Genomic DNA, 23,813 nt, shown 5'->3' with positions numbered 1-23,813 from the left:
AACTGATGCATGTCTCCCTTTCTGACTGCCTATTTTGCTCGCATCGGCTGGAAGCAACCGGCTTCTGCGGATATCGACACCCTGCGCGCGCTGCACTTACATCACAACTGCGCGATCCCGTTTGAGAATATCGATGTCGTCCTGCCGCGCGAAATTCATCTTGAAGACCCGTGTCTGGTCGACAAACTGGTGACCGCCCGTCGCGGGGGATACTGCTTTGAGCAAAACGGCCTGTTCGATCGCGTCTTGCGCGAAGTCGGGTTTACGGTGCGCAGCGTGCTTGGGCGCGTGGTATTGGCTAATCCACCACAAATGCCGCCGCGCACGCACCGCCTGCTGCTGGTGGAGCTGAACGGCGAGCGCTGGATTGCCGACGTTGGGTTTGGCGGCCAGACGCTGACGGCGCCGATTCGCCTGCTGGCCAACGAAGAACAGGAGACGCCGCACGGGCTTTATCGTCTGCTGAGCGAGGGGAATGACTGGGTGCTGCAGTTCCGTCATCACGAGCACTGGCAGTCGATGTACCACTTTGACCTGACGACGCAGTATTTCAGCGATTACGTGATGGGGAATTTCTGGTCGGCGCACTGGCCGCAGTCGCATTTCCGCCATCATCTGCTGATGTGCCGCCATCTGCCGGACGGCGGCAAGCTGACGCTGACCAACTTTAACTTTACCCACTGGCAGAATGGCCATGTAGAGGAGCAGATCCATCTTCCCGACGCTGCGGCGCTGTATCAGCTGATGCAGGAACGCTTTGGGCTGGGCGTTGACGATCCGAAGCACGGTTTTTCACTGGCAGAACTTACGGCGGTCATGGCGGGGTTTGATACTCACGGGAAATAACCTGGACCGCTATCGCCCGCGAAATTCGCGTCGATAGCGGGAAGGCGACGTATTCAGCAGATTGTTAAAGTGACGTCGCAAGGACGTTGTCGAGGGAAAACCGACTCGCTCAGCAATGTCATCCACCGGCTGGTCAGTTTTTTCAAGATAGCGTTGCGCGACGATAATGCGTTGATTAATCAGCCAGCGCGAAAAACTCTCCCCGGTTGTTTGCTGAAAACGGCGGGTGAAGCTGCGTCGGCTCATGCAGGCCTTTTCCGCCACGCAGTCCAGTGTGAGTGCGAGCTGAAGATTCTCCGTTGCCCACGCCAGCGCATCGGTGAAATAGTCCCCGCGACGCGTATTCTGAACCGGCAGCTCTACATACTGCCGCTGCCCACCCTGGCGGTGGGGGGGAACAACCAGCAAGCGCGCTACGCTGTTTGCCACTTCTGCTCCCCATGCCTGACGCACCAGATGCAGGCAGCAGTCAATGCTGGCCGCCGTTCCCGCAGATGTGACAACGTCACCATCATCAATATAAAGCACATCTTTGTCCATTTGCACGGAGGGATAGAGGCGCTGAAAGTCAGCCGCCCATCGCCAGTGCGTTGTCGCAGGGCGATGTTCCAGTAACCCCGAGGCGGCAACCACAAACGCACCCATGCATAAGCCCACAATGCGTGCACCCGCAGCATGGGCCTTTTTCAGCGCCAGCAAGAGCTCGGAATCTGGGGCACGATCGGGAACATCCCAGCTTGGGACGATCACCATATCCATTCCTGCCAGAGCATCAAGCCCACGCTCAACAACGATCGAAAATCCGGCATTTGTCTTCAGTACGCCGGGCGTCGTGGCGCAAACGACCAGTTGACAAAGGGGCTCGCCTTGTGGCGTGAGCGCTTTCTCAAACACGGCATACGGCACCGAAAGGTGAAAAGGGATGATCCCATCAAATACCACAATACCAATTTTCAACGTCATAAAAGCCTCCATGTGCCAGCCAGTATAGAAGTCTGGCTGGCGACATGGATCAAGTCCGGTCTTATTTTGTGACCGGCAATGCCATAACGTCTTTGGTGGTCATTACCTCAGCGAATACATCGGCCACACCGGCTAATGCCGCTCGTTGCAGTGTTTTGTGATCCACCACGCCGCCCTGGCCATCGTCCAGATCGCGTGTTGCCGTTGCATCTTCAGGAATAATCACGCTGTAACCCAGCGGTACAGCGTCACGTGCGGTTGACGAAATACACATGTGCGTCATCAGGCCAATTACGATGACCTTTTTAATTCCTTTTTTCTTTAATTGCGCATCCAGATCGGTGCCAACAAAAGAGCTTGGGGTCGCTTTGGTGATAATGGTGTCTTGCGCAGAAGGTTGCAGATCTTTATGGAATTGCGCATAGATGGACCCTTCGGCGAAGATCGGGCTATCCTTCGGCCCTATATGACGCACGAAGTAAACTGGCAGCCCTTTTTGATGGGCATAGTCGACCAGTTTCTGGCTGTTCTTCAGTACCTTTTCACCATCCGGGATAACCATCTGACCACGAAAATCTTTTGATGCGTAATATTCGTTTTGAATATCCACCACGATTAACGCGGTTTCAGAAGCCGATAAGGATGGGGTTGCCGCTGCGCCCGTCATCGCGCGAATGGTTTTGCTATTCATGCTGGTTGTCTCCTGTGCGATAGCATAAGTTGAAAATGCGCTCATCATGCCGATCATCAATGCCGTACGAAAAAATGGTTTCATCACGATAACTCCCTCTATGTTGTGTTCGGGAGTCATTATTTCGCATAGTCGCCAACGGCAGGAGTCACCTGGAGAACAAATAAGGGTACTTTTGGGCCAATATGAGACGGCTACAGCTGAGTAAACTTGCCGATCCACGGGCTGCTGTTTTCGCCAGACCACAGATGTAAAATCAGCTCGCGGAATTTTTCCGCCGCCGGACTAAGGGGCGTTTCCCGGCGTTGCACAAGCCCCAGCGTTCGGCGTATGACGGGTTCAATCAGCGGGCGACTGACAAGGACGTGATGTTCATCGGTCGGCATCGCCAGACTTGGAACCACAGACACGCCGAGACCCGCTTCCACCATCCCCAGTGACGTTGACAGATGACGCACTTCATAAAACCAGTTCGGTTTCCAGGCCATTTTCTCGAAAGCCTGATCGATAAGCGAACGGTTCCCGCTGGAACGTCTTACCCCAATCAGCTTCATTCCGGCCAGATCGTCCCATGTGACCAGCGGTTTTTTCGCCAGTTCATTGTCGCGCCGGCATGCCAGAACAAAGGGTTCATTCACCAGCGGCGCAAAATCGATATTAGGATGTGTGATGTTTATCATATTTATGCCGAAATCTGCGTCGCCATTTAAAACCGCTTCGAGACAATCGCTGGCACTGTGCTCAAGTATGCGGATCCGGATGTTTGGGTAGTCATTGTTATAATCTCGTATCACAGATGGCAGAAAATAGAAGGCCGCGGTAGGGATACAGGAAACCGTAATCACGCCTGCCTGATGCGTCGCCATCTCTTTAATACTCAGGATTGAGCTTTCATAAAAATCGATTAAATTCCTTGCCTTAGGTAAAAACTCTCTTCCCACCGTCGTAAGCTTCACGCTGCGCGTCGAACGCTCAAACAGCGTGGTTCCCAGGCTCTCTTCCAGTTTCTGAATTCTGCGTGTTAACGCCGGTTGTGAAATATGAAGAAATTGCGACGCTTTTGTAAAACATCCGATTTCTGCAATTTTTACAAACGCTTGTATTCCCTGTAATTCATGTTGCATATCCGCATCCCGCTCTCGCTTTTCTTTAACCACGATAACGCAGTGGTTATTAATGTGCAAAACGTATTAATTCTGCTTTTTTTGACATTAGAGTTATCAACTGGAGTGTGAAAACCTTATTGCGTTCCTGATAAAACGAAATGAGAAAAACACATGTTAAAGATCCCTTGCGTATTAATGCGTGGCGGTACGTCAAAAGGCCCCGTTATTCTGGCCAGCGACCTGCCTGAGGAAACCGAAGAGCGCGACGCGGTGTTACTCAGCTTGATGGGGGCAGGCCATGAACTTGAAATTGATGGCATTGGCGGTGGAAGCCCGCAAACCAGTAAGGTGGCCATCGTCAGTCCTTCCGACAGTCCGGATGCAGATGTGGATTATTTATTCGCACAGGTGATGGTGAACGAACGTCGCGTCGATACCACGCCAAACTGCGGCAATATGCTCTGTGCGGTGGGACCCTTTGCGATAGAAAAAGGGCTGGTGAAGGCGCAAAGCCCGGTGACAACGGTGCGGATCCGTAATCTTAATACCGGAACGCTGGTTGATGCGGAAGTGCAAACGCCTGATTATCGGGTCACCTATGAAGGCGATACCCAGATTGACGGTGTTCCGGGTACGGCCGCACCCGTTGGCTTAACCTTCCTGAATTCAGCGGGTTCCAAAACAGGAAAATTACTCCCGACTGACAGCGTCACAAACGTATTCGACGGGATTGACGTTACCTGCATTGATATGGCAATGCCGATGGTATTGATTGAGGCATCGGCCCTGGGGAAAACAGGAGGAGAGTCACCTGCGGAACTGGATGCCGATACGGCGTTTAAAGCAAGGCTGGAGAGCCTGCGCCGTCAGGCGGGCGAGGCGATGGGCTTAGGGGATGTGTCAAACAAAGTGATCCCTAAACCGGTTCTCCTCAGCCGGGCGCGCAACGGCGGAACGCTTCAGGTGCGGTATTTCATGCCACACACCTGCCATAAATCACTGGCCATTACCGGCTCGATTGGTATTTCGACCGCGACGCTTATAGAAGGCTCCGTCGCCGCTAAAATTGTCGCCGATCGCCCAAAAGAGCGCTTTACCAATATTATTGATATTGAACACCCAAGTGGAAAAATATCCGTGTCATTGTTGAGGGACGGGAACAATATTGAAAATACCCGAGCCGCGGTAATTCGTACCTCCCGTAAGCTATTTGAAGGTGTCGTCTGCGTGCCTGAAAAAATGCTCTCTGAAGTTGATTAAGTAAAAGCCAAACTAAGAAATAGTTCTACCTTAAACAATTATACTCTGTACCTTAACTATAAAACTGAGGTTATTATGGCGTTAACGCATGCTAACAATACCCTGAAAGCGCCCGATCCTGTAAAAGCCAGCGCGCATATTCGCGTAATTCTGGCACTCGCATTATCCGGGCTAGCAGAACTTGCTTCTCTGTTTTTTATTCAGCCACTGCTTCCGACTCTGGCCGTTGAATATAATGTTCCGGTCAGCCAGGTGAGTATTATCTTATCTGCAGAAACGGCCTTGCTGGCAATTGGGTTGCTGTTTACCGGGACCTTATCCGACCACTATGGCAGGAAGCGCTTAATTATCGTCTCCCTCCTGTTGGGCGGCATTCTGACGCTGCTCTGCCCGCTGGTAGAATCCTGGGCGATGCTGGTGGCGCTGCGTGCGGTGATTGGTCTGGCGCTAAGCGGTATCGCTGCGGCGGCCACCGCCTACATCAGTGAAGAGGTCGCACCGGTGGCGGCTGGCATCGTGACGGGCTATTTTGTCTTCGGCAACTCGATGGGCGGTATGTCCGGCCGTATTGTTGCCAGCCAGCTTATCGATCACGTTTCAATCAATGTCATCTTTTACGGATTTGCTGTCAGCCTGATAGCGGTTGCCGTTCTGGTGAAGTTCCTGCTGCCTGAATCTAAAAACTTCAAGCCTACGCAGAGCCTTAACGCCATGCGTATGGTGAAAGGGGCGGCATCGCACTTCAAAAATAAAAATCTGGCGCTGGCGTTTGTCATCAGCTTTATTATCTTCGGCGCATTTACCTCACTGTATAACTATCTGGCCTTCTTCCTGAAAGGTGAACCGTTCCATATTTCACCGGCAAATGCAGGCCTGCTCTCCTTTAGCTTCGCCCTGAGTTTCTTTACGGCTCCGCAGGCAGGCCGCTTATCGGCAAAATATGGCGCAATGAAGGTCCTGCGCGTGTTGTTCCTGATCATGGCGTTCGGCATGCTGCTGACGCTCACGTCGAACGTTGTCACCTTTATTGTTGGCGCCGTAATTTTTACCGGCTGTTTCTTCGGCTGTCACTCTATCGGCTTAAGCTGGGTCAGTAAAAATGCAACCCATGCAAGAGGCCAGGCCGTCGCGCTCTATTTATTCTTCTACTACATGGGCGGTTCGGTGATTGGTTTTATTAACGGTTTTGTTTTCCATTCGATGGGCTGGCAGGGGATGACCGGATTTATTCTGGCATTGCTCGGGGTTGGCGTTGTGGTGGCGACGTATCTGGCATCCGGTAATAAACCGGTACTGGTACCCGCCCAGTCCGCAGAATAAAAGTCAGGCAATGTGTTCACGCCCTGGGGCGTGAACACAGAAAGAACACGTATATCAATCGGGTATTATCATGAAATTAGCAAGCTATATTCATCAGGGCCGTAAAAGCTACGGGATTTATACACCATCCGGCTTTATCGATTTGGGTAATAAAATCGGCCATCAATATGCGACATTGAAAGACCTTCTTCACTGGGATGCGGTAGACGTCGCCAGACAATATCTCGATTGCCCGGTGGATATTAGGCCTGAAGAAATCACCTTTTTGCCCGTTATAGAAGAGCCCGGAAAGATTTTCTGCGTGGGGATGAATTACGCTGAAAAAAGAAAAGAGTTTGCTGAGACGAATAATGCCCCCACGCTGTTTATCCGTTTTCCTGATTCGCAAACCGGGCATGCGCGGCCGGTGATAAAACCGGTTCTCTCCAGCGAGTTCGATTACGAAGGCGAGCTGGCCGTGATCGTCGGTAAACCCGGTAGCCGAATTGACGTTAATAACGCGCTCAGCCACGTCGCGGGATACAGCTGCTATATGGACGGCTCCGTGCGCGACTGGCAGCACGCCTGGTTCACCGCCGGTAAAAACTGGACGCAAACTGGCGCCTTCGGCCCGTATATGACCACGGCGGACGAGATCCCCGACCCTCACGCATTGACCATTCACACCTGGCTGAACGGCATGCTGGTTCAGAATGACTCCACCGGCAGCATGATTCACAAAGTGGCGGATCTTATCGCCTACATCAGCACGTTTACCTCTCTCAGCGCCGGCGACGTCATTATTACCGGTTCGCCGGGCGGCGTCGGCAAAAAGCGTAATCCACCTCTGTTTATGCACGACGGCGATCGCGTTGAAGTGGAGATCGAAAACGTTGGCCGACTGGTCAATACCATTGTGGAAGCTCAACCGCAGCCGCAAGCGTTAGCTGTCTAAACGCTCAGGAGAGAGAAGATGTACACCGCCAGAACACCCGAATTTGAGGTTATTAACGCCGGTAACGCCCAGTCCCGGGAAGAGGTCGTCCGCTTCCTGGCCCGCAACGGTTTAGGCATTGATGATGATATTGAGCAATTTATTGTTGCGCGCTATCAACGCCATCTGGTCGCCTGCACCGGCATTGCGGGTAACACGCTGAAGTGCATCGCGGTGGATCCCGCGTGGCGGGGCACGTCGCTAAGCCTGACGTTAATCCATGAAGCCGAGCTTCAGGCGGCGCAGAACGGTGAACATCAGCTCTTTCTTTTTACCTGTCCGGATAACGTGAAGTCGTTTCGCGGATGCGGGTTTTATCCGCTGGTGACGGTCGAGAACCGTGCGTCATTAATGGAGAATACGCCGGTAGGTATTCATCGTTATTGCAGCCAGCTGCGCCACCGTCATTTCGCACCGGGGAAAAATATTGGCGCAATTGTGATGAACGCCAATCCGTTCACCCTCGGCCATCAATATCTTATTGAGCATGCGGCAAGCCGGTGCGACGCGTTACATGTTTTCGTGGTCCAGGAAGATGTCTCGGCATTTTCGTTTAAAGAACGGTTCGCGATGGTCAGGGACGGATCGCGGCACCTGCCGAATGTCATCGTTCATCCGGGGTCGGCGTATATTATTTCGCGCGGGACATTCCCGGGCTATTTCCTGAAAGATAAGCAGGTCATCGATAAAACCTACGCGGCAATTGACCTCATGCTGTTCAGAAATTACATCGCCCCCGCGTTGAATATTAATCATCGTTTCGTGGGGACCGAGCCATTTTGTCCGTTAACCGCCGAATATAACCGGGCGATGCATCGCTGGCTGGAAGAAGAGATGAGCACAGCGGCTCGTATTAGCGTACACGAAATAGAAAGAAGAACGGACGGTAATAATGTGCCGGTATCGGCTTCAGCCGTTCGTCGTTTATTAAAAGAAAACAACATCGCTGCCGCCAGTCGCATGGTGCCTGCCACTACGCGCGCGTTTCTGAATAACGGAATACAGCATCAGCCCTGTTTATCCGAGCCGCTGACGGCAGCGGTTTAAGCGCATTATCACAGGAAAATGAATATGAAAATTGTGCAAGCCACGATGGCGGGAACGCTGGAATCCAGCGACCTGATGGTCAAGGTCAGTCCCGTCGAGAGCGGGCTGGATGTGGTCATCCAGAGCGAAGTGTATAAGCAGTTCGGCGACCGAATTGCAGAGGTGGTCAATGAAACCCTTGCGGCGTTCAATATCAAGCAGGGGCTGATCGTTGTCGATGATAAAGGCGCGCTGGACTGCGTGATCCGCGCCCGCGTGCAGGCTGCACTGCTCAGAGGTACAGCCCGGGAAGACATTGCATGGGAAACGTTATAATGAAAAAGTTACGCCGCAGTATGTTATTTATTCCCGGTTCAAGTGCAGCCATGCTGTCGACGGCATTTATCTATAAACCAGACTCAATTATGTTTGACCTGGAAGATGCCGTTGCGCTGAAAGAAAAAGACAGCGCGCGTCTTCTGGTATTTCACGCGCTGCAACACCCAATGTACAACGATATTGAAACCGTTGTCAGAATTAACCCGCTTAATACCCCTTTTGGTTTAAAGGATCTGGAAGCCGCCGTCAGGGCAGGGGTGGATGTTATTCGTTTGCCGAAAACCGACACACCGGAAGATATTTATCAGCTTGAACGTGAAATCGTCCGCATTGAAGAAAGCTGCGGGCGTCCTGTTGGCTCAACGAAATTAATGGCGGCAATCGAATCCGCCGTCGGCGTCATTAATGCCGTTGCCATTGCGAAATCCTCCGACCGTTTAATGGGGATTGCGCTCGCCGCCTTTGACTACGTGATGGATATGCAAACCGAGCGGGGCGACGGGACCGAACTGTTTTATGCCCGCTGCGCCGTACTGCATGCCGCTCGCGGGGCAGGGATCGACGCTTTCGACGTGGTATACGCCGACGTGAATGACGAGGCCGGTTTCCTGAAAGAAGTGGATCTCATCCGCCGGATGGGCTTCAACGGAAAATCGCTGATTAATCCGCGACAAATTGAAATTCTTCACAACGCCTACGCGCCTACGCAGGAAGAAGTGGATTACGCCCAGCGCGTGATTGCTGCCGCAGAAGAGGGAGAACGCAACGGACTGGGGGTGATTTCGCTGAACGGAAAAATGATCGACGCGCCAATCATCAACCATGCCCGCGTGGTTATCGAACGTAAAAATGCCTCGGGCATTCGTCAGTAATCCCTTATACCGCAAGCGACAGGATGAATAATGAAAAGTCTCACTGAAAACCTGCAACACATTCCTGGCTCTCGCCGTGAGTACGTCGCCTTCAGCGGCGCTAACGCGACGACGCCATATCTTGCTGACGCTCAGCAAAAGTCTCAGCGCAAACTTTTTGCCAGCGTGGACGACGTGCTGTCTCGTTGCGATCTGCATGACGGCATGACCGTATCCTTTCATCACGCGTTCCGCGAGGGCGATAAGGTCATTAATTACGTGATGGATAAGCTGGCTCAGCGCGGTCTGAAAGGGATCACGCTCGCGTCCAGTTCGTTGATGTCGTGCAATGCCCCACTTATTGAACACATTCGCAGTGGCGTGATTGGCAAAATCTACACCTCCGGCATGCGTGGCGAGCTGGCGGATGCGATTTCACACGGGCTGATGGACGAGCCGGTACAGATCCACTCCCACGGCGGGCGGGTGAACCTGATTCAGAAGGGTGAAATTGCCATTGATGTCGCTTTTCTGGCGGTGTCCTGCTGCGATGAATATGGCAATGCCAGCGGCAACGGCGGCACATCGCAGTGCGGCTCGCTCGGTTACGCCATGGTCGACGCGCAATATGCCAAAAAGGTGGTCTTGCTCACCGAAACCCTGAAGCCGTTCCCCAACCTGCCGGCCAGTATCGTTCAGGACCGGGTTGACTATGTGGTGCAGATTGAGAGCGTCGGCGACCCGGCAAAAATCAGCGTAGGCGCCGCCAGGGTCACCAGCAATCCACGTGAGCTGATGATTGCCCGTTCTGCCGCCGACGTTATCGAACACTCTGGCTATTTCCGCAACGGCTTTTCCATTCAGACCGGTTCAGGTGCGGCGTCTACCGCCTGTACGCGGTTTATGGAAGCCCGTATGCGCAAACACAACATTGTCGCCCGTTTCGCGCTCGGCGGGATCACTGGCAGTATTGTCGATCTGCATCAAAAAGGGCTCATTGAAAAGATCCTCGATACGCAAAGCTTTGACGGCGCCGCGGCCGCGTCCATGACCGTCAATCCCGGCCATGTAGAAATCTCCACCAACGTCTATGCGAACCCGGCTGCAAAAGCCGCCTGCTGCGACAGGGTGGACGTGGTCATCCTCAGCGCGCTGGAGGTGGACACGCAGTTCAACGTCAACGTGCTGACCGGTTCCGACGGCGTGATGCGCGGCGCGTCGGGCGGGCATTGCGACGTCGCCGCGGCGGCAAATCTCACCATCGTGGTTGCCCCGCTGATCCGCAGCCGAATTCCAACCGTTGTCAGGCAGGTCACCACCCTGGTGACGCCGGGCGAAAGCATTGACGTTCTGGTTACCGATCACGGTATTGCCGTGAACCCGGCGCGTCCGGAGATCCGCGAACGTCTGATTAACGCCGGGCTGGCCGTCGTCGATATCGATGCGCTGTATCACAAGGCGCTGCTCATCTCAGGGCAGCCTAAGCCTGTGGAGTTTACTGACCGGATCGTGGGTGTGGTGCGCTACCGCGACGGCAGCGTGATTGACGTGGTTCGCCAGGTTAAGGAGTAATTCCCATGACGGATAAAGCCTCGAACGTGAAGGTTTCTCTGGAACAGGTGCTGAACGCCAGAGAACAGCGAGCCCGCCGCCAGCAGGCGTGGCTGTTTCAGTCGGATCATACGGTGGTGTCCGTCACGCTGGTCTGGCCGGGGGAGGTGAAGGATACCGCGCTGGCCAGACGGGTGATGGCCGCTGCGAATGACGCACTCGGTGACCTGTTCCGGACCCATCAGTGGACGGTCTGCCGCCAGCAGATCCTGCTGCCAGTCACGGGGCCGGAAGCGCTCTGGTCGGTGGCGGCACCCGCGTGGATGATCAAACACGTGACGGCGCATCTGGAAGATAACCATCCGCTGGGGCGCCTATGGGATATCGACGTGCTGTGTCCAAAGGCGGGCCTGCTGAAAAGAGACGCCATCCAGCAACCTATGCGCAAATGCTTTATCTGTCATGAACCTGCTCACGTTTGCTCCCGCATGCGACGTCATTCGCAGGCCGAGCTCACGCGCGTAATTGAGGCGTTAACCGATGACTACTTCGCTTGCCAGATGTAATGCGCCAGACGTTCAGCAACCCTTCGCGGAGCTGGCGGCCGAGGCCCTGTACCGGGAAATTCGCTTGACCCCGAAACCGGGTCTGGTGGATCGCATCAACAGCGGGGCGCATAAGGATATGGATTTCGCCCTGTTCATGAGCAGTATCGCGGCGATTGCCCCCTGGTTCTCGACGTTCTTTAACGTTGGCAGAGAGACGGCTCGTCTTGCTGGTCCGCAAACGCTGCGGGCGATAAGGCCAACCGGTCTGGCCTGCGAACAGGCGATGTTTAACGCCACCGGCGGGGTGAATACCCATAAAGGCGGGATTTTCTCTCTGGGGCTGCTGTGTGCCGCGGCGGGGCGTCTGACGCAAAAGCAAGAAAACCTCACGCAGCGCAGCCTGTGCGAGGAGTGCAGCGCAATCTGCACGGGAATCGTTGAGCGGGAGCTGAATAATCGCGGCGTGGCGAAGACGAAGGGCGAGCAGCAGTTCAAAGCGTACGGTTTCACCGGTGCCAGAGGTGAAGCGGAAAGCGGTTTTGCCACCGTCCGCCACGCTGGCCTTCCTCACTTTAAAACCGCACTGCGCCGGGGAGCCTCTGAGGACGAGGCGCTGCTGAGGATGCTGCTCGGGCTGATGGCGTCGAATCCGGACACCAATCTTGTTTCACGTGGTGGAACGAAAGGGCTGAATTATGCCAGACGCTATGCCAGACGAATATTATCCGTGAAACATCTGACGCTGGAAAAATTAATTAACGCCTTATCCAGCATGGACGTTCAGTTTATTCGCCGGAACTTAAGCCCGGGAGGGAGCGCAGATCTTATCGCCGTCGGATGGTTATTGTCGCAGTTCCCGTCCGAATAATCGAAAAAGGAAAACGTCATGATTGAACAACGCCTGCAGCAGCTCGGTAACGTTTATATCCCTATTCTGGTGCCGGGGCTGAGAGACAGCGATGAACATCACTGGCAAAGCTGCTGGGGGCGGCGTTTTCCTTTCTGGAAGCGGATCCAGCAGAAAAACTGGTTCGAGCCCGATATTGAAAACTGGGTCTCCGCCATTTCCCGCGAGCTGGCAGCGTGTCAGCTGCCCGCCATCCTCGTCGGCCATAGCTTTGGCGCGCTGGCGTCATGCCGGCTGCTGCAAACGCGGCGGGTAAACGTCGCCGGGGTGGTGATGGTCGCGCCAGCAGAGCCCGCCTTTTTCGGCCTGGAAGAGTCCATTCAGCCAGCCTCATTACCGGTTCCCTGCCTGATGTTTGCCAGCAGAAACGACCCCCTGATGCCTTTCGCGCGCGCTCAGTTCTGGGCGGCATGCTGGGAGGGGCAATTAATCGATATCGGGGAGGCCGGGCATATTAATGCCGAATCCGGATTTGGTGAATGGCCTTACGGGCTCGAACGACTAACGGAATTTTGTGAACAACTTTAGCTTTAACAGGAGAACCTATGTTAGATGATTATAATCAGCACCTGAACGCGCGCGCTGAATCGGGTATTCCGGCAAAACCCTTAACGGCAGAACAGACCGAGGCGCTTATTCATCGCTTAATTCACGATGCACCCGCAGATCATCCGCGATTAATTGATTTATTAACCCGTTGCGTTCCCCCGGGCGTCGATCCCGCGGCAAAGTTAAAAGCCGAATTTTTATTTAAGCTGGCACTGCAGGAATACCGTATTGACGGTCTCTCTCCCGAAGCGGCCACGACACTGCTGGGTTCCATGCAGGGTGGCTATAACGTTCAGCCGCTGATCGATCTTCTGGACCACCCGAGCCTGGCACCGCTGGCCGCACAGCAGCTTTGTTCGACTATCCTGATCTTCGAAAAATTCAGCCAGGTTGAAGCCAAAGCGCTGAACGGTAACGTCCGGGCAAAAGAGGTGCTTCAGTCCTGGGCAAATGCCGAGTGGTTCACCCGCCGTCCGGCGATGCCTGAAAAAATCACCCTGACGGTGTTCAAGGTTCCCGGCGAAACCAATACTGACGATTTGTCTCCGGCACCGGAGGCGTGGTCACGCCCGGATATTCCACTGCATGCGCTCTCCATGCTCAGTAACGCCAGGGAAGGGGTTGAGCCGGATGAGCCCGGCGTGCGCGGGCCTTTGCGCCAGCTGGCAGCGTTAAAAGAGGCGGGCTGGCCGCTGGCATACGTCGGCGACGTCGTGGGAACCGGGTCATCGCGCAAATCCGCCACCAACTCGATCTTATGGCACATCGGGAATGATATTCCGTTCGTGCCTAATAAGCGTAACGGCGGGTTTGTGTTCGGCGGCAAAATTGCCCCGATTTTCTTCAACACGCTGGAAGATTCCGGTGCCTTGCCGGTAGAGATGGACGTCTCCGCGCTGACGACCGGAATGCTGATCGATCTGTATCCCTACAAAGGTGAAATTCGCGAAACGGAAAGCCAGCGCCTGGTGACGCGCTTTACGCTTAAAACCGACGTGCTGCTGGACGAAGTGCGCGCCGGCGGGCGGATCCCGCTGATTATCGGACGCAGTTTGACCGCGAAAGCGCGGGAATCGCTGAAGCTTGCGCCTTCAGATGTCTTCCGCAAGCCCTCCGCCCCTGCGCCATCCGCAGCCGGTTTTACGCTGGCACAAAAAATGGTGGGTAAAGCCTGCGGCGTCGCGGGGATCCGTCCCGGACAGTACTGCGAGCCGAAAATCACGACCGTGGGCTCTCAGGACACCACCGGCGGGATGACGCGCGACGAGTTGACCGATCTTGCCTGCCTGACGTTTTCAGCCGATCTGGTGATGCAGTCTTTCTGCCACACCTCGGCGTACCCTAAGCCCGTCGACGTTCAGCTGCATGAAACCCTGCCGCAGTTTATCTCCCGTCGTAATGGGGTTGCGCTGAAACCGGGGGACGGCATTATCCACTCCTGGCTTAACCGGATGCTGCTGCCGGATACGGTGGGCACCGGTGCCGACTCCCATACCCGCTTCCCGCTGGGGATCTCGTTCCCGGGCGGCTCCGGGCTGGTGGCGTTTGCCGCCGCGACGGGCATTATGCCGCTGGATATGCCGGAATCGGTGCTGGTTCGCTTTACGGGCGAGATGCAGAAAGGGATCACCCTGCGCGATCTGGTTCACGCCATTCCGCTCTACGCCAGAAAGCAGGGCCTGCTGACGGTCGAGAAAAAGAATAAGCGCAACATTTTCTCGGGCCGAATCCTTGAAATTGAAGGCCTGGAAACACTGAGTGCAGAGCAGGCGTTTGAGCTGGCTGACGCCTCCGCTGAACGGTCCGCTGCCGCCTGCGTGATGCGCCTGGCGGAGGACAAGGTCGCGCAATACCTGCGTTCCAACGCGGCCCTGCTGCGCTGGATGGTAAAGCAAGGATATGAGAACGCCGACACGCTTGAACGACGCATCGATGAAATCGAGGCGTGGCTGGCTAACCCGTCGCTGCTCCGCGCCGATCCTGACGCGGAATATGCCGCAGTTATAGACATCGATCTCAATGAAATCACCGAACCGGTGGTCTGCGCGCCAAACGATCCGGATGACGCACGCTTACTTTCTGAGGTGGCCAGCACGCCGCTAGAGGAGGTCTTTATTGGCTCCTGCATGACCAACATCGGTCATTTCCGCGCTGCGGGAGAAATCCTGGCCGATGCCGGTGAAAGCCAGGCGCGGCTGTGGATCGCGCCTCCGACCAAAATGGACGCCCGGCAGCTTTCCCGTGAGGGCTATTTTAGCCAGTTTATTAAGTCGGGGGCGCGAATCGAGCCCGCGGGTTGTTCCCTCTGCATGGGGAACCAGGCGAGGGTGCGCGAAGGGAGTCACGTGGTATCGACGTCCACCCGAAATTTCCCGCATCGTCTGGGAACGAATGCCAGCGTGTTCCTTGCCTCGGCGGAATTAAGCAGCGTCGCGGCCATACTGGGTAAAATGCCAACCGTTGAAGAATATTTACGCTATACGGATAAACTTCATGGTGCGCGTGAAAATATCTATCGCTATCTCAGTTTTGACACCCTGGCCGAATATCAAATCACAGAAGGTGATAATATCCCGGTTGTTAGCGTGTAGTTTCTTATTATTTATTTAGCAAATGTATTTATCCGGCAGAGGCGTCTCTCAGGAGAATCCTCTGCCATTCAGGGACCTTTTTCTCATGGGTGAGATATGCTTAAATCCAATGTTTTGAAAACAATCTTACTTGCCGTAATAATATTATTATCAATATTTATTCCTCCGCCTGATGGATTAAGTAAAGAGGCGTGGATACTGGCAGGGATATATTTATCCGCTATCGTTGGCCTGGTCATTAAACCTTATCCCGAACCCGTTATCATGCTCGTCGCGGTCGCGTTAACCTGTTTTACCGTAACAAAATTTCCGGATTCACCTGTCAAATCAATGGATGTGCTGAGCGGATACGCCTCAGGCACGACCTGGCTGGTGTTCAGCGCCTTTACGCTTAGCGCGGCGTTCGTTACGACCGGTCTGGGAAAGCGGCTTGCTTACTGGTTTATCCTCAAATTTGGCAGTACGACGCTAAGGCTGGGGTATGTCACCGCCTTGCTGGACCTGGTGCTCGCACCCGCCACGCCCTCCAATACCGCGCGGGCAGGTGGGGTGGTTTTCCCGATTATTAATAGCATCGCGACCGTACTAGGCTCAACGCCAAAAGAGACACCGTGCAAGGCTGGCCGTTATTTAATGGTCAATGTCTATATGGTCACTAAAACAACCAGCTATATGTTTTTAACGGGCTTTGCCGGGAACGCGTTAGCGCTTCAGCTCATTTCAGATATTTTCCATATCCATATTAGCTGGATCGGCTGGATGCTGGCGGGCGCCCCGTTGGGATTATTGATGCTGTGTATTATTCCCTATATTTGCTACCGAATTGCCTCGCCGGAAATTAAGCATATTGATAATGTCGCGATTGCGACCAACGGGCTGGAAAACCTCGGGGCAATGAGCCTCAAAGAGAAGGGGCTGGTGGTTATTTTTATCGCCGCACTATTGGGCTGGATCTTCTCACGTCATCTTGGTCTCACTGAATCCGCCGTCGCTATTATCGCGATGGGGGCGGCGCTGCTGTTTAATATTATCGGCTGGAACGATGTCCAAAAAAATAAAGGCGGCTGGAATACCCTGATGTGGTACGGGGGCATCATCGGTCTGAGCGCCACCCTGAGCAAAGAGGGCTTTTTCCGCTGGCTGGCGGATTTCCTCTCTGCGCATCTGGATTTTCTCAGCGCCGGTAATATGACCATCGTGATTATCGTGTTTCTCAGCGTGCTGGTTCGCTATTTCTTCGCCTCTGGCGGGGCATACGTCGCGGCCATGGTGCCGGTGTTTGCCACCGTGGGTCTGGTCACCGGAACGGCGCCCGTCCTGCTGGCGCTTGCGATTCTGTTTTCCAATTCCTACGGCGGGTGTATCACGCACTATGGGGGCGCGGCAGGACCCATTATCTTCGCCTCAGGGTATAACGACATTAAGTCATGGTGGACGATTGGCACCATCGTGGCGCTGTGCACGTTTTTAGTCCACATGCTCGTCGGCATTCCCTGGTGGGGTTTCCTCATGCAGCATGGGATGCTGCAGTCTTAATCGCCCGGTAGCGGCTACGCCTTACCGGGCCTGCATGATTTTGAACGTAGGTCGGGTAAGGCGTAGCCGCCACCCGACAAAATCAACGGCGCGATCTCACCACCTGATACCGACGGGTAAAATACTCAAACGGCGCGCTCCATACGTGCACCAGACGGGTGAACGGGAAGATAAGGAAGATCGTCATCCCCAGCACCAGATGGATGCGGAAGATCGGCGCCACGCCGCTCAGCATTTCTGATGAACCTCCCTTAAACGTCACGATCCCCTGCGCCCAGCCGACCAGCTTCATCATTTCACTCCCGTCAGGATACTGCGCGGAGAAGGGAATGGTGGTCAGCCCCAGGATGCACTGGATCAGCAAAATGCTCATGATGATGATATCCGGCGTGGTGGACGTGGCGCGCACGCGCTGATTGAACAGGCGGCGGTAAAGCAGCATAGACCCGCCAATCAGCGTCAACACGCCACAAACTCCACCCGCCATCATCGCCAGCTGCTGCTTAACCGCGACGGGTAAAAACCAGGCGTACATCCAGTGCGGGGTTAACATGCCGAACAGGTGTCCGAAGAAAATCCCCAGGATCCCGATATGAAACAGGTTAGAGCCCCAGTTCATACCGCGTTTACTGAGCATCTGGCTCGACGAGGCGCGCCAGGTGTACTGCCCGTAGTCGTAGCGCAACCAGCTGCCGAGGAAAAAGACGGTGGCGCAGATGTAGGGATAAATGTCATAGAAAAACACGTTCAGGTAGTGTGTCATTTTGGGCCTCCGGCGCTGACGTCTACGTACTGCGGCGCGACGTCCTGGCTAAAGCGTCGTTGATATTGCTGCATCGGCGAGCTGTCGCACGATGTGGCGTTGTCTTCGATAAACTTGACCTGTTCCTCTTCCCAGACTGCGTCCAGCGCCTGACGGGTATCATCCCGTTTTTCACCGGACACCTGTTTTGCCACGCTGTCGCTGGAAAGCCGGGTTTCCGCCAGCGCCAGCAGGGCATCAAACAGCTGGTAATGCGCCACGCCGCGCTGCTTCAGGCGTCCCCCAATCAGCGCCAGGATAGGCGCGACGTTTTGCAATCCTTCGCGCGCTTCGTCGTCGGTAACGATGCTGAGGTATTCCAGGTAGAGCGGCAGGTAGTCCGGCAGCTCGCGGCAGTCCAGCTGGAGCCCGGCTTTCTCATACTGGCTCATCAGGTCGACCATCGCCTGACCGCGATCGCGGGACTCCGCGTGAACGTGCTCGAACAGCAGCAGCGACGTCGCGCGACCGCGCTCAAAAACCTCGCACCACTCGGCCTGTTTATCCAGCAGCGGGGCGTTCAGGTGCTGCCGGGTAAACGGCAGCAGCGCGGGCGCGTTCTGCTCAATCAGCGAAAGCGCTTCGTCACGGTTTTCCCACAAGGTCTCATCGGGATACTCGATCAGCAGCGCGATGATTTTGAGGATTTGCATTATTCTCCCTCCCCGTGTTCGCGCACCTCGGTGATGTTGATCGCGTCAATGCGGCTGCTGTTGAAGAGGTTGAATTTGGTGTCGGAGCCGTGGCAGCCGTCGCCAAAGGTGAAGCCGCAGCCGTTTTTCTCCGGGAAGGCGTCGCGCGCCATTTCGCGGTGGCTGGTTGGGATCACGAAGCGGTCTTCGTAGTTAGCAATTGCCAGGTAGCGGTACATCTCTTCAACCTGCGCTTCGGTCAGGCCAACCTCTTCGATGGCGCGGGTATCGGTCACGCCTTCCACGGTCTGGGAGCGTTTGTAGTGGCGCATCGCCATCATGCGCTTCAGGGCGCGCAGCACCGGCCCGGTATCGCCCGCGCTTAGCATGTTCGCCAGATACTGCACCGGAATGCGCAGGCTCTCTACGGCAGGCAGGACGCCGTCGCTCTGCGGCAGGCCGCCGGCGTCCGCGTAGGACTGGATCGGCGACAGCGGCGGCACGTACCAGACCATCGGCAGGGTGCGGTATTCCGGATGCAGCGGCAGGGCGAGCTTCCAGTCCATCGCCATTTTATAGACCGGCGAGCGCTGGGCGGCGTCAATCACGTTCTGCGGAATACCCTGCTTCAGCGCTTCCTCAATGACCGCCGGGTCGTTCGGGTTCAGGAACACGTCGCACTGGCGCTCGTACAGATCGGTTTCATGCTCGGTGCTGGCCGCCTCTTCAATGCGGTCCGCGTCATACAGCAGCACGCCGAGGTAGCGGATGCGCCCGACGCAGGTTTCCGAGCAGACGGTCGGCTGGCCGGACTCAATGCGCGGGTAGCAGAAGATGCATTTTTCTGACTTGCCGCTCTTCCAGTTGAAGTAGATTTTCTTGTACGGACAGCCGCTGATGCACAGACGCCAGCCGCGGCATTTGTCCTGGTCGATCAGCACGATGCCGTCTTCTTCGCGCTTGTAGATGGCGCCGCTCGGGCAGGTGGCGACGCAGCTCGGGTTGAGACAGTGCTCGCACAGGCGCGGCAGGTACATCATGAAGGTGTTTTCAAACTGGCCATACATCTCTTTCTGGATCTTCTGGAAGTTGCGGTCGCGGGCGCGCTTTTCGAACTCGCCGCCCAGCAGCTCCTCCCAGTTGGGTCCCCAGACGATTTTATCCATCCGCTTGCCGTCAATCAGCGAGCGCGGCCGGGCGGTAGGGAGGTGATCGCCCTCCGGGGCGCGGTGCAGATCCTGATAGTCAAAGGTAAAGGGCTCGTAATAATCGTCAATCTGCGGCAGGACGGGGTTAGCGAAAATTTTCGACAGTACGCCCATCTTGCCGCCGAGGCGTGGAGTCAGCTTGCCGGTAATGCCGCGGATCCAGCCGCCTTGCCACTCCTCCTGATCTTCCCAGTTTTTCGGGTAGCCGATGCCCGGTTTAGTTTCGACGTTGTTAAACCACGCATATTCCATCCCTTCACGCCCGGTCCAGACGTTCTTACAGGTGACCGAGCAGGTGTGGCAGCCGATGCATTTATCGAGATTCAGAACCATGCCAACCTGTGAGCGTATTTTCATTTTTTCGCCTCCTGTACCTGATCCCGACCTTCGCCATCCAGCCAGTTGATGTTTTTCATTTTGCGGATCATGATGAACTCGTCGCGGTTAGAGCCGACGGTGCCGTAATAGTTAAAGCTGTACGCCAGCTGGGCGTAGCCGCCGATCATGTGCGTCGGTTTCGGGCAGACGCGGGTCACCGAGTTGTGGATCCCGCCGCGCCGTCCGGTCACCTCTGAACCTGGAATGTTCAGGATGCGCTCCTGAGCGTGATACATCATGGTCATGCCCGGCGGTACGCGCTGGCTGACCACCGCGCGGGCGGTGAGGGCGCCGTTGGCGTTGAAGGCTTCGATCCAGTCGTTGTCCTCAATGCCCAGCTCGCGGGCGTCGGTTTCGCTGATCCAGACAATCGGCCCGCCGCGCGACAGGGTCTGCATCAGCAGGTTTTCGCTGTAGGTGGAGTGGATGCCCCATTTCTGGTGCGGCGTCAGGAAGTTGAGCGCTTTTTCCGGGAAGCCGTTCGGCGGGATCTCGCGCATGTGGCTGACGCTGCGGGTATCAATCGGCGGACGGTAGGCCACCAGACTTTCCCCGAAGGCGCGCATCCACGGATGATCCTGATACAGCTGCTGGCGGCCCGAAAGGGTACGCCACGGGATTAGCTCGTGGACGTTGGTATAGCCCGCGTTGTAGGAGACGTGCTCGCTCTCAAGACCGGACCAGGTCGGGCTGGAGATGATTTTGCGCGGCTGCGCCTGAATATCGCGGAAGCGGATCTTCTCGTCTTCTTTATTCAGCGCCAGGTGGGTGTGGTCGCGCCCGGTCAGTTCGCCGAGCGCTTCCCAGGCCTTCACCGCCACCTGACCGTTGGTTTCCGGCGCCAGGGCGAGGATCACCTCGGAGGCGTCGATCGCCGTTTCAATCAGCGGGCGACCTTTCGCCGGGCCGTCGGGCTTGACGTAGTTCAGCTTGCCGAGGAAATCGACCTCGTTCTGCGTGTTCCACGATATGCCTTTTCCGCCGTTGCCGAGCTTGTCCATCAGCGGACCGAGAGAGGTGAAGCGTTCGTAGGTTTCCGGGTAGTTACGCTCGACCACCGCAATGTTCGGCGAGGTTTTGCCGGGGATCAGATCGCATTCGCCTTTGCGCCAGTCCTGAATATCAAACGGCTGGGAGAGCTCCGCTGGCGAGTCGTGCTGCAGCGGCTGCAGCACCACGTCGGTTTCGGTGCCCAGATGCCCGACGCAGACCTCGGAGAAGACTTTGGCGATGCCTTTATAGATCTCCCAGTCGCTGCGGGACTCCCACGCCGGGTCGACGGCGGCGGAGAGCGGATGAATAAACGGATGCATATCCGAGGTATTCATGTCGTCTTTTTCATACCAGGTGGCGGTGGGCAGGACGATATCCGAGAACAGACAGGTGCTGGACATGCGGAAGTCGAGCGTCACCAGCAGGTCGAGCTTGCCCTCGATGGCGGCGGTCTGCCACTCCACCTCTTCGGGCTTCACGTCATCTGTAGAGCCGAGATCCTCGCCCTGAATGCCGCTCTCGGTGCCGAGCAGGTATTTCAGCATGTACTCGTGGCCTTTTCCGGACGAGCCGAGGAGGTTAGAGCGCCAGACGAACAGGTTGCGGGGATGGTTTTTACCGTTGTCAGGCTGCTCGCAGGCGAAACGCACGTCACCCGATTTCAGCCCCTGCACGGTGTACTCCTGCGGCGTCATGCCTGCCGCCTCCGAGCGGGCTTTAATGTGCAGCGGGTTCAGGTTGAGCTGCGGGGCCGACGGCAGCCAGCCCATACGCTCCGCGCGGACGTTGAAGTCGATCAGGTGGCCGGTGAATTTCGTGGCGTCCGCCAGCGGGGAGAGCAGCTCCTGCGCGGTCAGCTTCTCATAGCGCCACTGGCTGGCGTGGTTGTAAAAGAATGAAGTGCTGTTCATCTGGCGCGGCGGGCGGTTCCAGTCCAGCGCGAAGGCCAGCGGCAGCCAGCCGGTTTGCGGGCGCAGCTTCTCCTGGCCCACGTAGTGGGACCAGCCGCCGCCGCTCTGCCCGACGCAGCCGCAGAAGACCAGCATGTTGATCATCCCGCGGTAGTTCATGTCCATGTGGTACCAGTGGTTGACCCCGGCACCCAGAATGATCATCGAACGACCGTGCGTTTTGTGCGCCGTATCGGCAAACTCGCGGGCGATTTTTTCTATCAGATAAGCGGGCACGCCGGTAATCTGCTCGCCCCAGGCGGGCGTATAGGCCTTAATCTGGTCATAGCTTTCTGCGGCGTTACTGTCTTCCAGGCCGCGATCGAGACCGTAGTTAGCCAGCACCAGATCGTAAACGCTGACCACCCGTTTCTGGCTGCCGTCGGCGAGCGTCAGGGTTTTGCTCGGCACGCGGCGCGTCAGCACCGGCTCCTGCTTCACGCTGCGGAAATGCGGGTTTTCGTTGCCGCCAAAGTAGGGGAACGCCACATCGGCAACGCTATCGTGGGTAATCAGCAGGGAGAGAGTCAGCTCGGTTTCATGGCCCGCGGCCTGCGGCTCCAGGTTCCATTTGCCTTTTTCTCCCCAGCGGAAGCCAATCGATCCGTTTGGCACCACCAGGTTCCCGGCAATATCAAAGGCGACGGTCTTCCATTCCGGGTTATTGGCTTCCCCCAGCCCGTCAACCAGGTCCGAGGCGCGCAGCATGCGGCCCGGCACGACGCGGCCGTCCGCCTGCTCGTCCAGCAGCACCAGCATCGGCATGTCGGTGTAGCGGCGGCAGTAGTTGAGGAAGTAGTCGCTGGGGTTATCGAGGTGAAACTCTTTGAGGATCACGTGGCCCATCGCCATCGCGAGGGCGCTGTCGGTGCCCTGTTTGGGGGCCAGCCACTGGTCGCTCAGCTTCGCGACCTCCGAGAAGTCCGGCGTGATGGCGACGGTTTTGGTGCCTTTGTAGCGCACCTCGGTGAAGAAGTGGGCGTCTGGCGTGCGGGTCTGCGGCACGTTGGAGCCCCAGGCGATGATATAGCTGGAGTTGTACCAGTCGGCGGATTCCGGCACGTCGGTCTGTTCGCCCCAGGTCATGGGGGAGGCAGGGGGGAGATCGCAGTACCAGTCATAGAAGCTCAGGCAGGTCCCGCCCAGCAGGGAAAGATAGCGCGTGCCAGCGGCGTAGGAGACCATCGACATCGCCGGGATAGGGGAAAAACCGGCGACGCGGTCCGGGCCATAATTTTTGATGGTCCAGACGTTGGCGGCGGCGATCAGCTGGTTCAGCTCCTTCCAGTTCGAGCGGATAAACCCGCCGTGACCGCGCGCGCGCCTGTAGCTCTGCGCCTTTTGCGGATCGCTCTGGATGGCGTCCCAGGCCAGCACCGGATCGGTATGCTGCGCCAGCGCCTCGCGCCAGAGCTCAATTAACTTGCGGCGCACCAGCGGGTATTTGAGACGGTTGGCGCTGTAGAGATACCAGGAGTAGCTCGCCCCGCGCGGGCAGCCGCGCGGTTCATGGTTGGGCAGGTCGGGGCGGGTGCGGGGATAGTCGGTTTGCTGCGTCTCCCAGGTCACCAGACCGTTTTTGACGTAAATTTTCCAGCTACAGGAGCCGGTACAGTTCACGCCGTGGGTCGAGCGCACAATCTTGTCGTACTGCCAGCGCTGGCGGTAGCTGTCCTCCCAGTCGCGGTTGGTGTGATACACCTGCCCGTGCCCATCGGCGAAACTGTCGCCTTTTGTTTTGAAGTAGCGGAAGCGGTCCAACAGTTTGCTCATGACATTTCTCCTGCTTCGAT

General features: G+C 56.2%; 20 protein-coding genes. 13 read left to right on the top strand and 7 right to left on the bottom strand.

Features of this window, described 5'->3' with window-relative positions; translation table 11 throughout:
* Positions 1-9 precede the first annotated feature (9 nt).
* Entirely contained in the window at positions 10-846 is an 837-nt protein-coding gene (nhoA, locus tag ACWHWP_RS12630) for an N-hydroxyarylamine O-acetyltransferase (protein WP_447855737.1), read from the top strand.
* Positions 847-855: 9 nt separating this feature from the next.
* Here the strand turns inward: nhoA and ACWHWP_RS12625 are convergent, their stop codons facing one another.
* From ACWHWP_RS12625 to ACWHWP_RS12615, 3 genes are all read right to left on the bottom strand, one after another.
* Complete coding sequence (locus ACWHWP_RS12625; RefSeq protein WP_447855736.1) at positions 856-1,809, bottom strand: GlxA family transcriptional regulator; 954 nt, start codon at positions 1,807-1,809, stop codon at positions 856-858.
* 61 nt (positions 1,810-1,870) lie between these two features.
* Positions 1,871-2,584, bottom strand: a complete 714-nt coding sequence (locus tag ACWHWP_RS12620) for an isochorismatase family protein (protein WP_447856674.1) — start codon at positions 2,582-2,584, stop codon at positions 1,871-1,873.
* Between the two features lie 110 nt (positions 2,585-2,694).
* On the bottom strand, positions 2,695-3,624 hold the full coding sequence (locus ACWHWP_RS12615) for a LysR family transcriptional regulator (protein ID WP_063428397.1): 930 nt from the start codon (positions 3,622-3,624) through the stop codon (positions 2,695-2,697).
* 153 nt (positions 3,625-3,777) lie between these two features.
* Between ACWHWP_RS12615 and ACWHWP_RS12610 the strand changes: the two genes are divergently transcribed.
* The 12 genes from ACWHWP_RS12610 to ACWHWP_RS12555 all read left to right on the top strand — a co-directional run bounded on the left by ACWHWP_RS12610 (position 3,778) and on the right by ACWHWP_RS12555 (position 17,057).
* Positions 3,778-4,866 carry a 4-oxalomesaconate tautomerase gene (locus ACWHWP_RS12610; RefSeq protein ID WP_447855735.1) on the top strand — a complete coding sequence of 363 codons (1,089 nt, stop codon included), beginning with the start codon at positions 3,778-3,780 and terminating at the stop codon, positions 4,864-4,866.
* Between the two features lie 75 nt (positions 4,867-4,941).
* Entirely contained in the window at positions 4,942-6,186 is a 1,245-nt protein-coding gene (locus ACWHWP_RS12605; RefSeq protein WP_063428287.1) for an MFS transporter, read from the top strand.
* 70 nt (positions 6,187-6,256) lie between these two features.
* Positions 6,257-7,120: a fumarylacetoacetate hydrolase family protein gene (locus ACWHWP_RS12600; RefSeq protein ID WP_063428284.1), complete on the top strand. Its 864-nt coding sequence runs from the start codon at positions 6,257-6,259 to the stop codon at positions 7,118-7,120.
* A gap of 18 nt (positions 7,121-7,138) precedes the next feature.
* Positions 7,139-8,206, top strand: a complete 1,068-nt coding sequence (citC, locus tag ACWHWP_RS12595; protein ID WP_063428282.1) for a [citrate (pro-3S)-lyase] ligase — start codon at positions 7,139-7,141, stop codon at positions 8,204-8,206.
* A 24-nt stretch (positions 8,207-8,230) separates the two neighbouring features.
* Positions 8,231-8,521 carry a citrate lyase acyl carrier protein gene (gene citD / locus ACWHWP_RS12590; protein WP_447855734.1) on the top strand — a complete coding sequence of 97 codons (291 nt, stop codon included), beginning with the start codon at positions 8,231-8,233 and terminating at the stop codon, positions 8,519-8,521.
* Complete coding sequence (gene citE, locus ACWHWP_RS12585) at positions 8,521-9,396, top strand: citrate (pro-3S)-lyase subunit beta (RefSeq protein ID WP_023616934.1); 876 nt, start codon at positions 8,521-8,523, stop codon at positions 9,394-9,396. Before citD ends, citE begins: the two co-directional genes overlap by 1 nt.
* A 30-nt stretch (positions 9,397-9,426) precedes the next feature.
* Positions 9,427-10,947 (top strand): citrate lyase subunit alpha, encoded by a 1,521-nt coding sequence (gene citF, locus ACWHWP_RS12580; RefSeq protein WP_447855732.1) that lies wholly within the window; start codon positions 9,427-9,429, stop codon positions 10,945-10,947.
* A gap of 5 nt (positions 10,948-10,952) precedes the next feature.
* On the top strand, positions 10,953-11,492 hold the full coding sequence (citX, locus tag ACWHWP_RS12575) for a citrate lyase holo-[acyl-carrier protein] synthase (RefSeq protein WP_447855731.1): 540 nt from the start codon (positions 10,953-10,955) through the stop codon (positions 11,490-11,492).
* On the top strand, positions 11,467-12,342 hold the full coding sequence (gene citG, locus ACWHWP_RS12570; protein WP_063428274.1) for a triphosphoribosyl-dephospho-CoA synthase CitG: 876 nt from the start codon (positions 11,467-11,469) through the stop codon (positions 12,340-12,342). Before citX ends, citG begins: the two co-directional genes overlap by 26 nt.
* 18 nt (positions 12,343-12,360) lie before the next feature.
* Positions 12,361-12,909 (top strand): RBBP9/YdeN family alpha/beta hydrolase, encoded by a 549-nt coding sequence (locus ACWHWP_RS12565; RefSeq protein WP_447855730.1) that lies wholly within the window; start codon positions 12,361-12,363, stop codon positions 12,907-12,909.
* Positions 12,910-12,926: 17 nt separating this feature from the next.
* On the top strand, positions 12,927-15,521 hold the full coding sequence (gene acnB, locus ACWHWP_RS12560; RefSeq protein WP_447855729.1) for a bifunctional aconitate hydratase 2/2-methylisocitrate dehydratase: 2,595 nt from the start codon (positions 12,927-12,929) through the stop codon (positions 15,519-15,521).
* 96 nt (positions 15,522-15,617) lie between these two features.
* Positions 15,618-17,057 carry an anion permease gene (locus ACWHWP_RS12555; RefSeq protein WP_063428268.1) on the top strand — a complete coding sequence of 480 codons (1,440 nt, stop codon included), beginning with the start codon at positions 15,618-15,620 and terminating at the stop codon, positions 17,055-17,057.
* 82 nt (positions 17,058-17,139) lie between these two features.
* On the opposite strand, the gene narI is transcribed toward ACWHWP_RS12555, so the two are convergent.
* From narI to ACWHWP_RS12535, 4 genes are read right to left on the bottom strand one after another with little or no spacing between them, the layout of a single operon-like run.
* On the bottom strand, positions 17,140-17,820 hold the full coding sequence (narI, locus tag ACWHWP_RS12550) for a respiratory nitrate reductase subunit gamma (protein WP_047348394.1): 681 nt from the start codon (positions 17,818-17,820) through the stop codon (positions 17,140-17,142).
* Entirely contained in the window at positions 17,817-18,512 is a 696-nt protein-coding gene (gene narW / locus ACWHWP_RS12545; RefSeq protein WP_447855728.1) for a nitrate reductase molybdenum cofactor assembly chaperone, read from the bottom strand. Before narW ends, narI begins: the two co-directional genes overlap by 4 nt.
* On the bottom strand, positions 18,512-20,056 hold the full coding sequence (gene narH, locus ACWHWP_RS12540; RefSeq protein ID WP_047348396.1) for a nitrate reductase subunit beta: 1,545 nt from the start codon (positions 20,054-20,056) through the stop codon (positions 18,512-18,514). The genes narW and narH overlap by 1 nt, the downstream gene beginning before the upstream one ends.
* Positions 20,053-23,793 (bottom strand): nitrate reductase subunit alpha, encoded by a 3,741-nt coding sequence (locus ACWHWP_RS12535; protein ID WP_447855727.1) that lies wholly within the window; start codon positions 23,791-23,793, stop codon positions 20,053-20,055. The genes narH and ACWHWP_RS12535 overlap by 4 nt, the downstream gene beginning before the upstream one ends.
* Positions 23,794-23,813: the final 20 nt, after the last annotated feature.

The organism is Enterobacter sp. WI-ESBL-E8 (assembly GCF_053364895.1).
This window is presented reverse-complemented; position numbering and strand designations above follow the sequence as displayed.

Coding starts and splice junctions, on each gene's coding strand:
- citD (WP_447855734.1), top strand. CDS start 8,231: ATGAAAATTGTGCAAGCCACGATGGCGGGAACGCTGGAATCCAGCGAC.
- ACWHWP_RS12610 (WP_447855735.1), top strand. CDS start 3,778: ATGTTAAAGATCCCTTGCGTATTAATGCGTGGCGGTACGTCAAAAGGC.
- ACWHWP_RS12620 (WP_447856674.1), bottom strand. CDS start 2,584: ATGAAACCATTTTTTCGTACGGCATTGATGATCGGCATGATGAGCGCA.
- ACWHWP_RS12600 (WP_063428284.1), top strand. CDS start 6,257: ATGAAATTAGCAAGCTATATTCATCAGGGCCGTAAAAGCTACGGGATT.
- citC (WP_063428282.1), top strand. CDS start 7,139: ATGTACACCGCCAGAACACCCGAATTTGAGGTTATTAACGCCGGTAAC.
- ACWHWP_RS12535 (WP_447855727.1), bottom strand. CDS start 23,793: ATGAGCAAACTGTTGGACCGCTTCCGCTACTTCAAAACAAAAGGCGAC.
- ACWHWP_RS12565 (WP_447855730.1), top strand. CDS start 12,361: ATGATTGAACAACGCCTGCAGCAGCTCGGTAACGTTTATATCCCTATT.
- ACWHWP_RS12615 (WP_063428397.1), bottom strand. CDS start 3,624: ATGCAACATGAATTACAGGGAATACAAGCGTTTGTAAAAATTGCAGAA.
- ACWHWP_RS12625 (WP_447855736.1), bottom strand. CDS start 1,809: ATGACGTTGAAAATTGGTATTGTGGTATTTGATGGGATCATCCCTTTT.
- citG (WP_063428274.1), top strand. CDS start 11,467: ATGACTACTTCGCTTGCCAGATGTAATGCGCCAGACGTTCAGCAACCC.
- citX (WP_447855731.1), top strand. CDS start 10,953: ATGACGGATAAAGCCTCGAACGTGAAGGTTTCTCTGGAACAGGTGCTG.
- narW (WP_447855728.1), bottom strand. CDS start 18,512: ATGCAAATCCTCAAAATCATCGCGCTGCTGATCGAGTATCCCGATGAG.
- ACWHWP_RS12605 (WP_063428287.1), top strand. CDS start 4,942: ATGGCGTTAACGCATGCTAACAATACCCTGAAAGCGCCCGATCCTGTA.
- narI (WP_047348394.1), bottom strand. CDS start 17,820: ATGACACACTACCTGAACGTGTTTTTCTATGACATTTATCCCTACATC.
- ACWHWP_RS12555 (WP_063428268.1), top strand. CDS start 15,618: ATGCTTAAATCCAATGTTTTGAAAACAATCTTACTTGCCGTAATAATA.
- narH (WP_047348396.1), bottom strand. CDS start 20,056: ATGAAAATACGCTCACAGGTTGGCATGGTTCTGAATCTCGATAAATGC.
- acnB (WP_447855729.1), top strand. CDS start 12,927: ATGTTAGATGATTATAATCAGCACCTGAACGCGCGCGCTGAATCGGGT.
- nhoA (WP_447855737.1), top strand. CDS start 10: ATGTCTCCCTTTCTGACTGCCTATTTTGCTCGCATCGGCTGGAAGCAA.
- citE (WP_023616934.1), top strand. CDS start 8,521: ATGAAAAAGTTACGCCGCAGTATGTTATTTATTCCCGGTTCAAGTGCA.
- citF (WP_447855732.1), top strand. CDS start 9,427: ATGAAAAGTCTCACTGAAAACCTGCAACACATTCCTGGCTCTCGCCGT.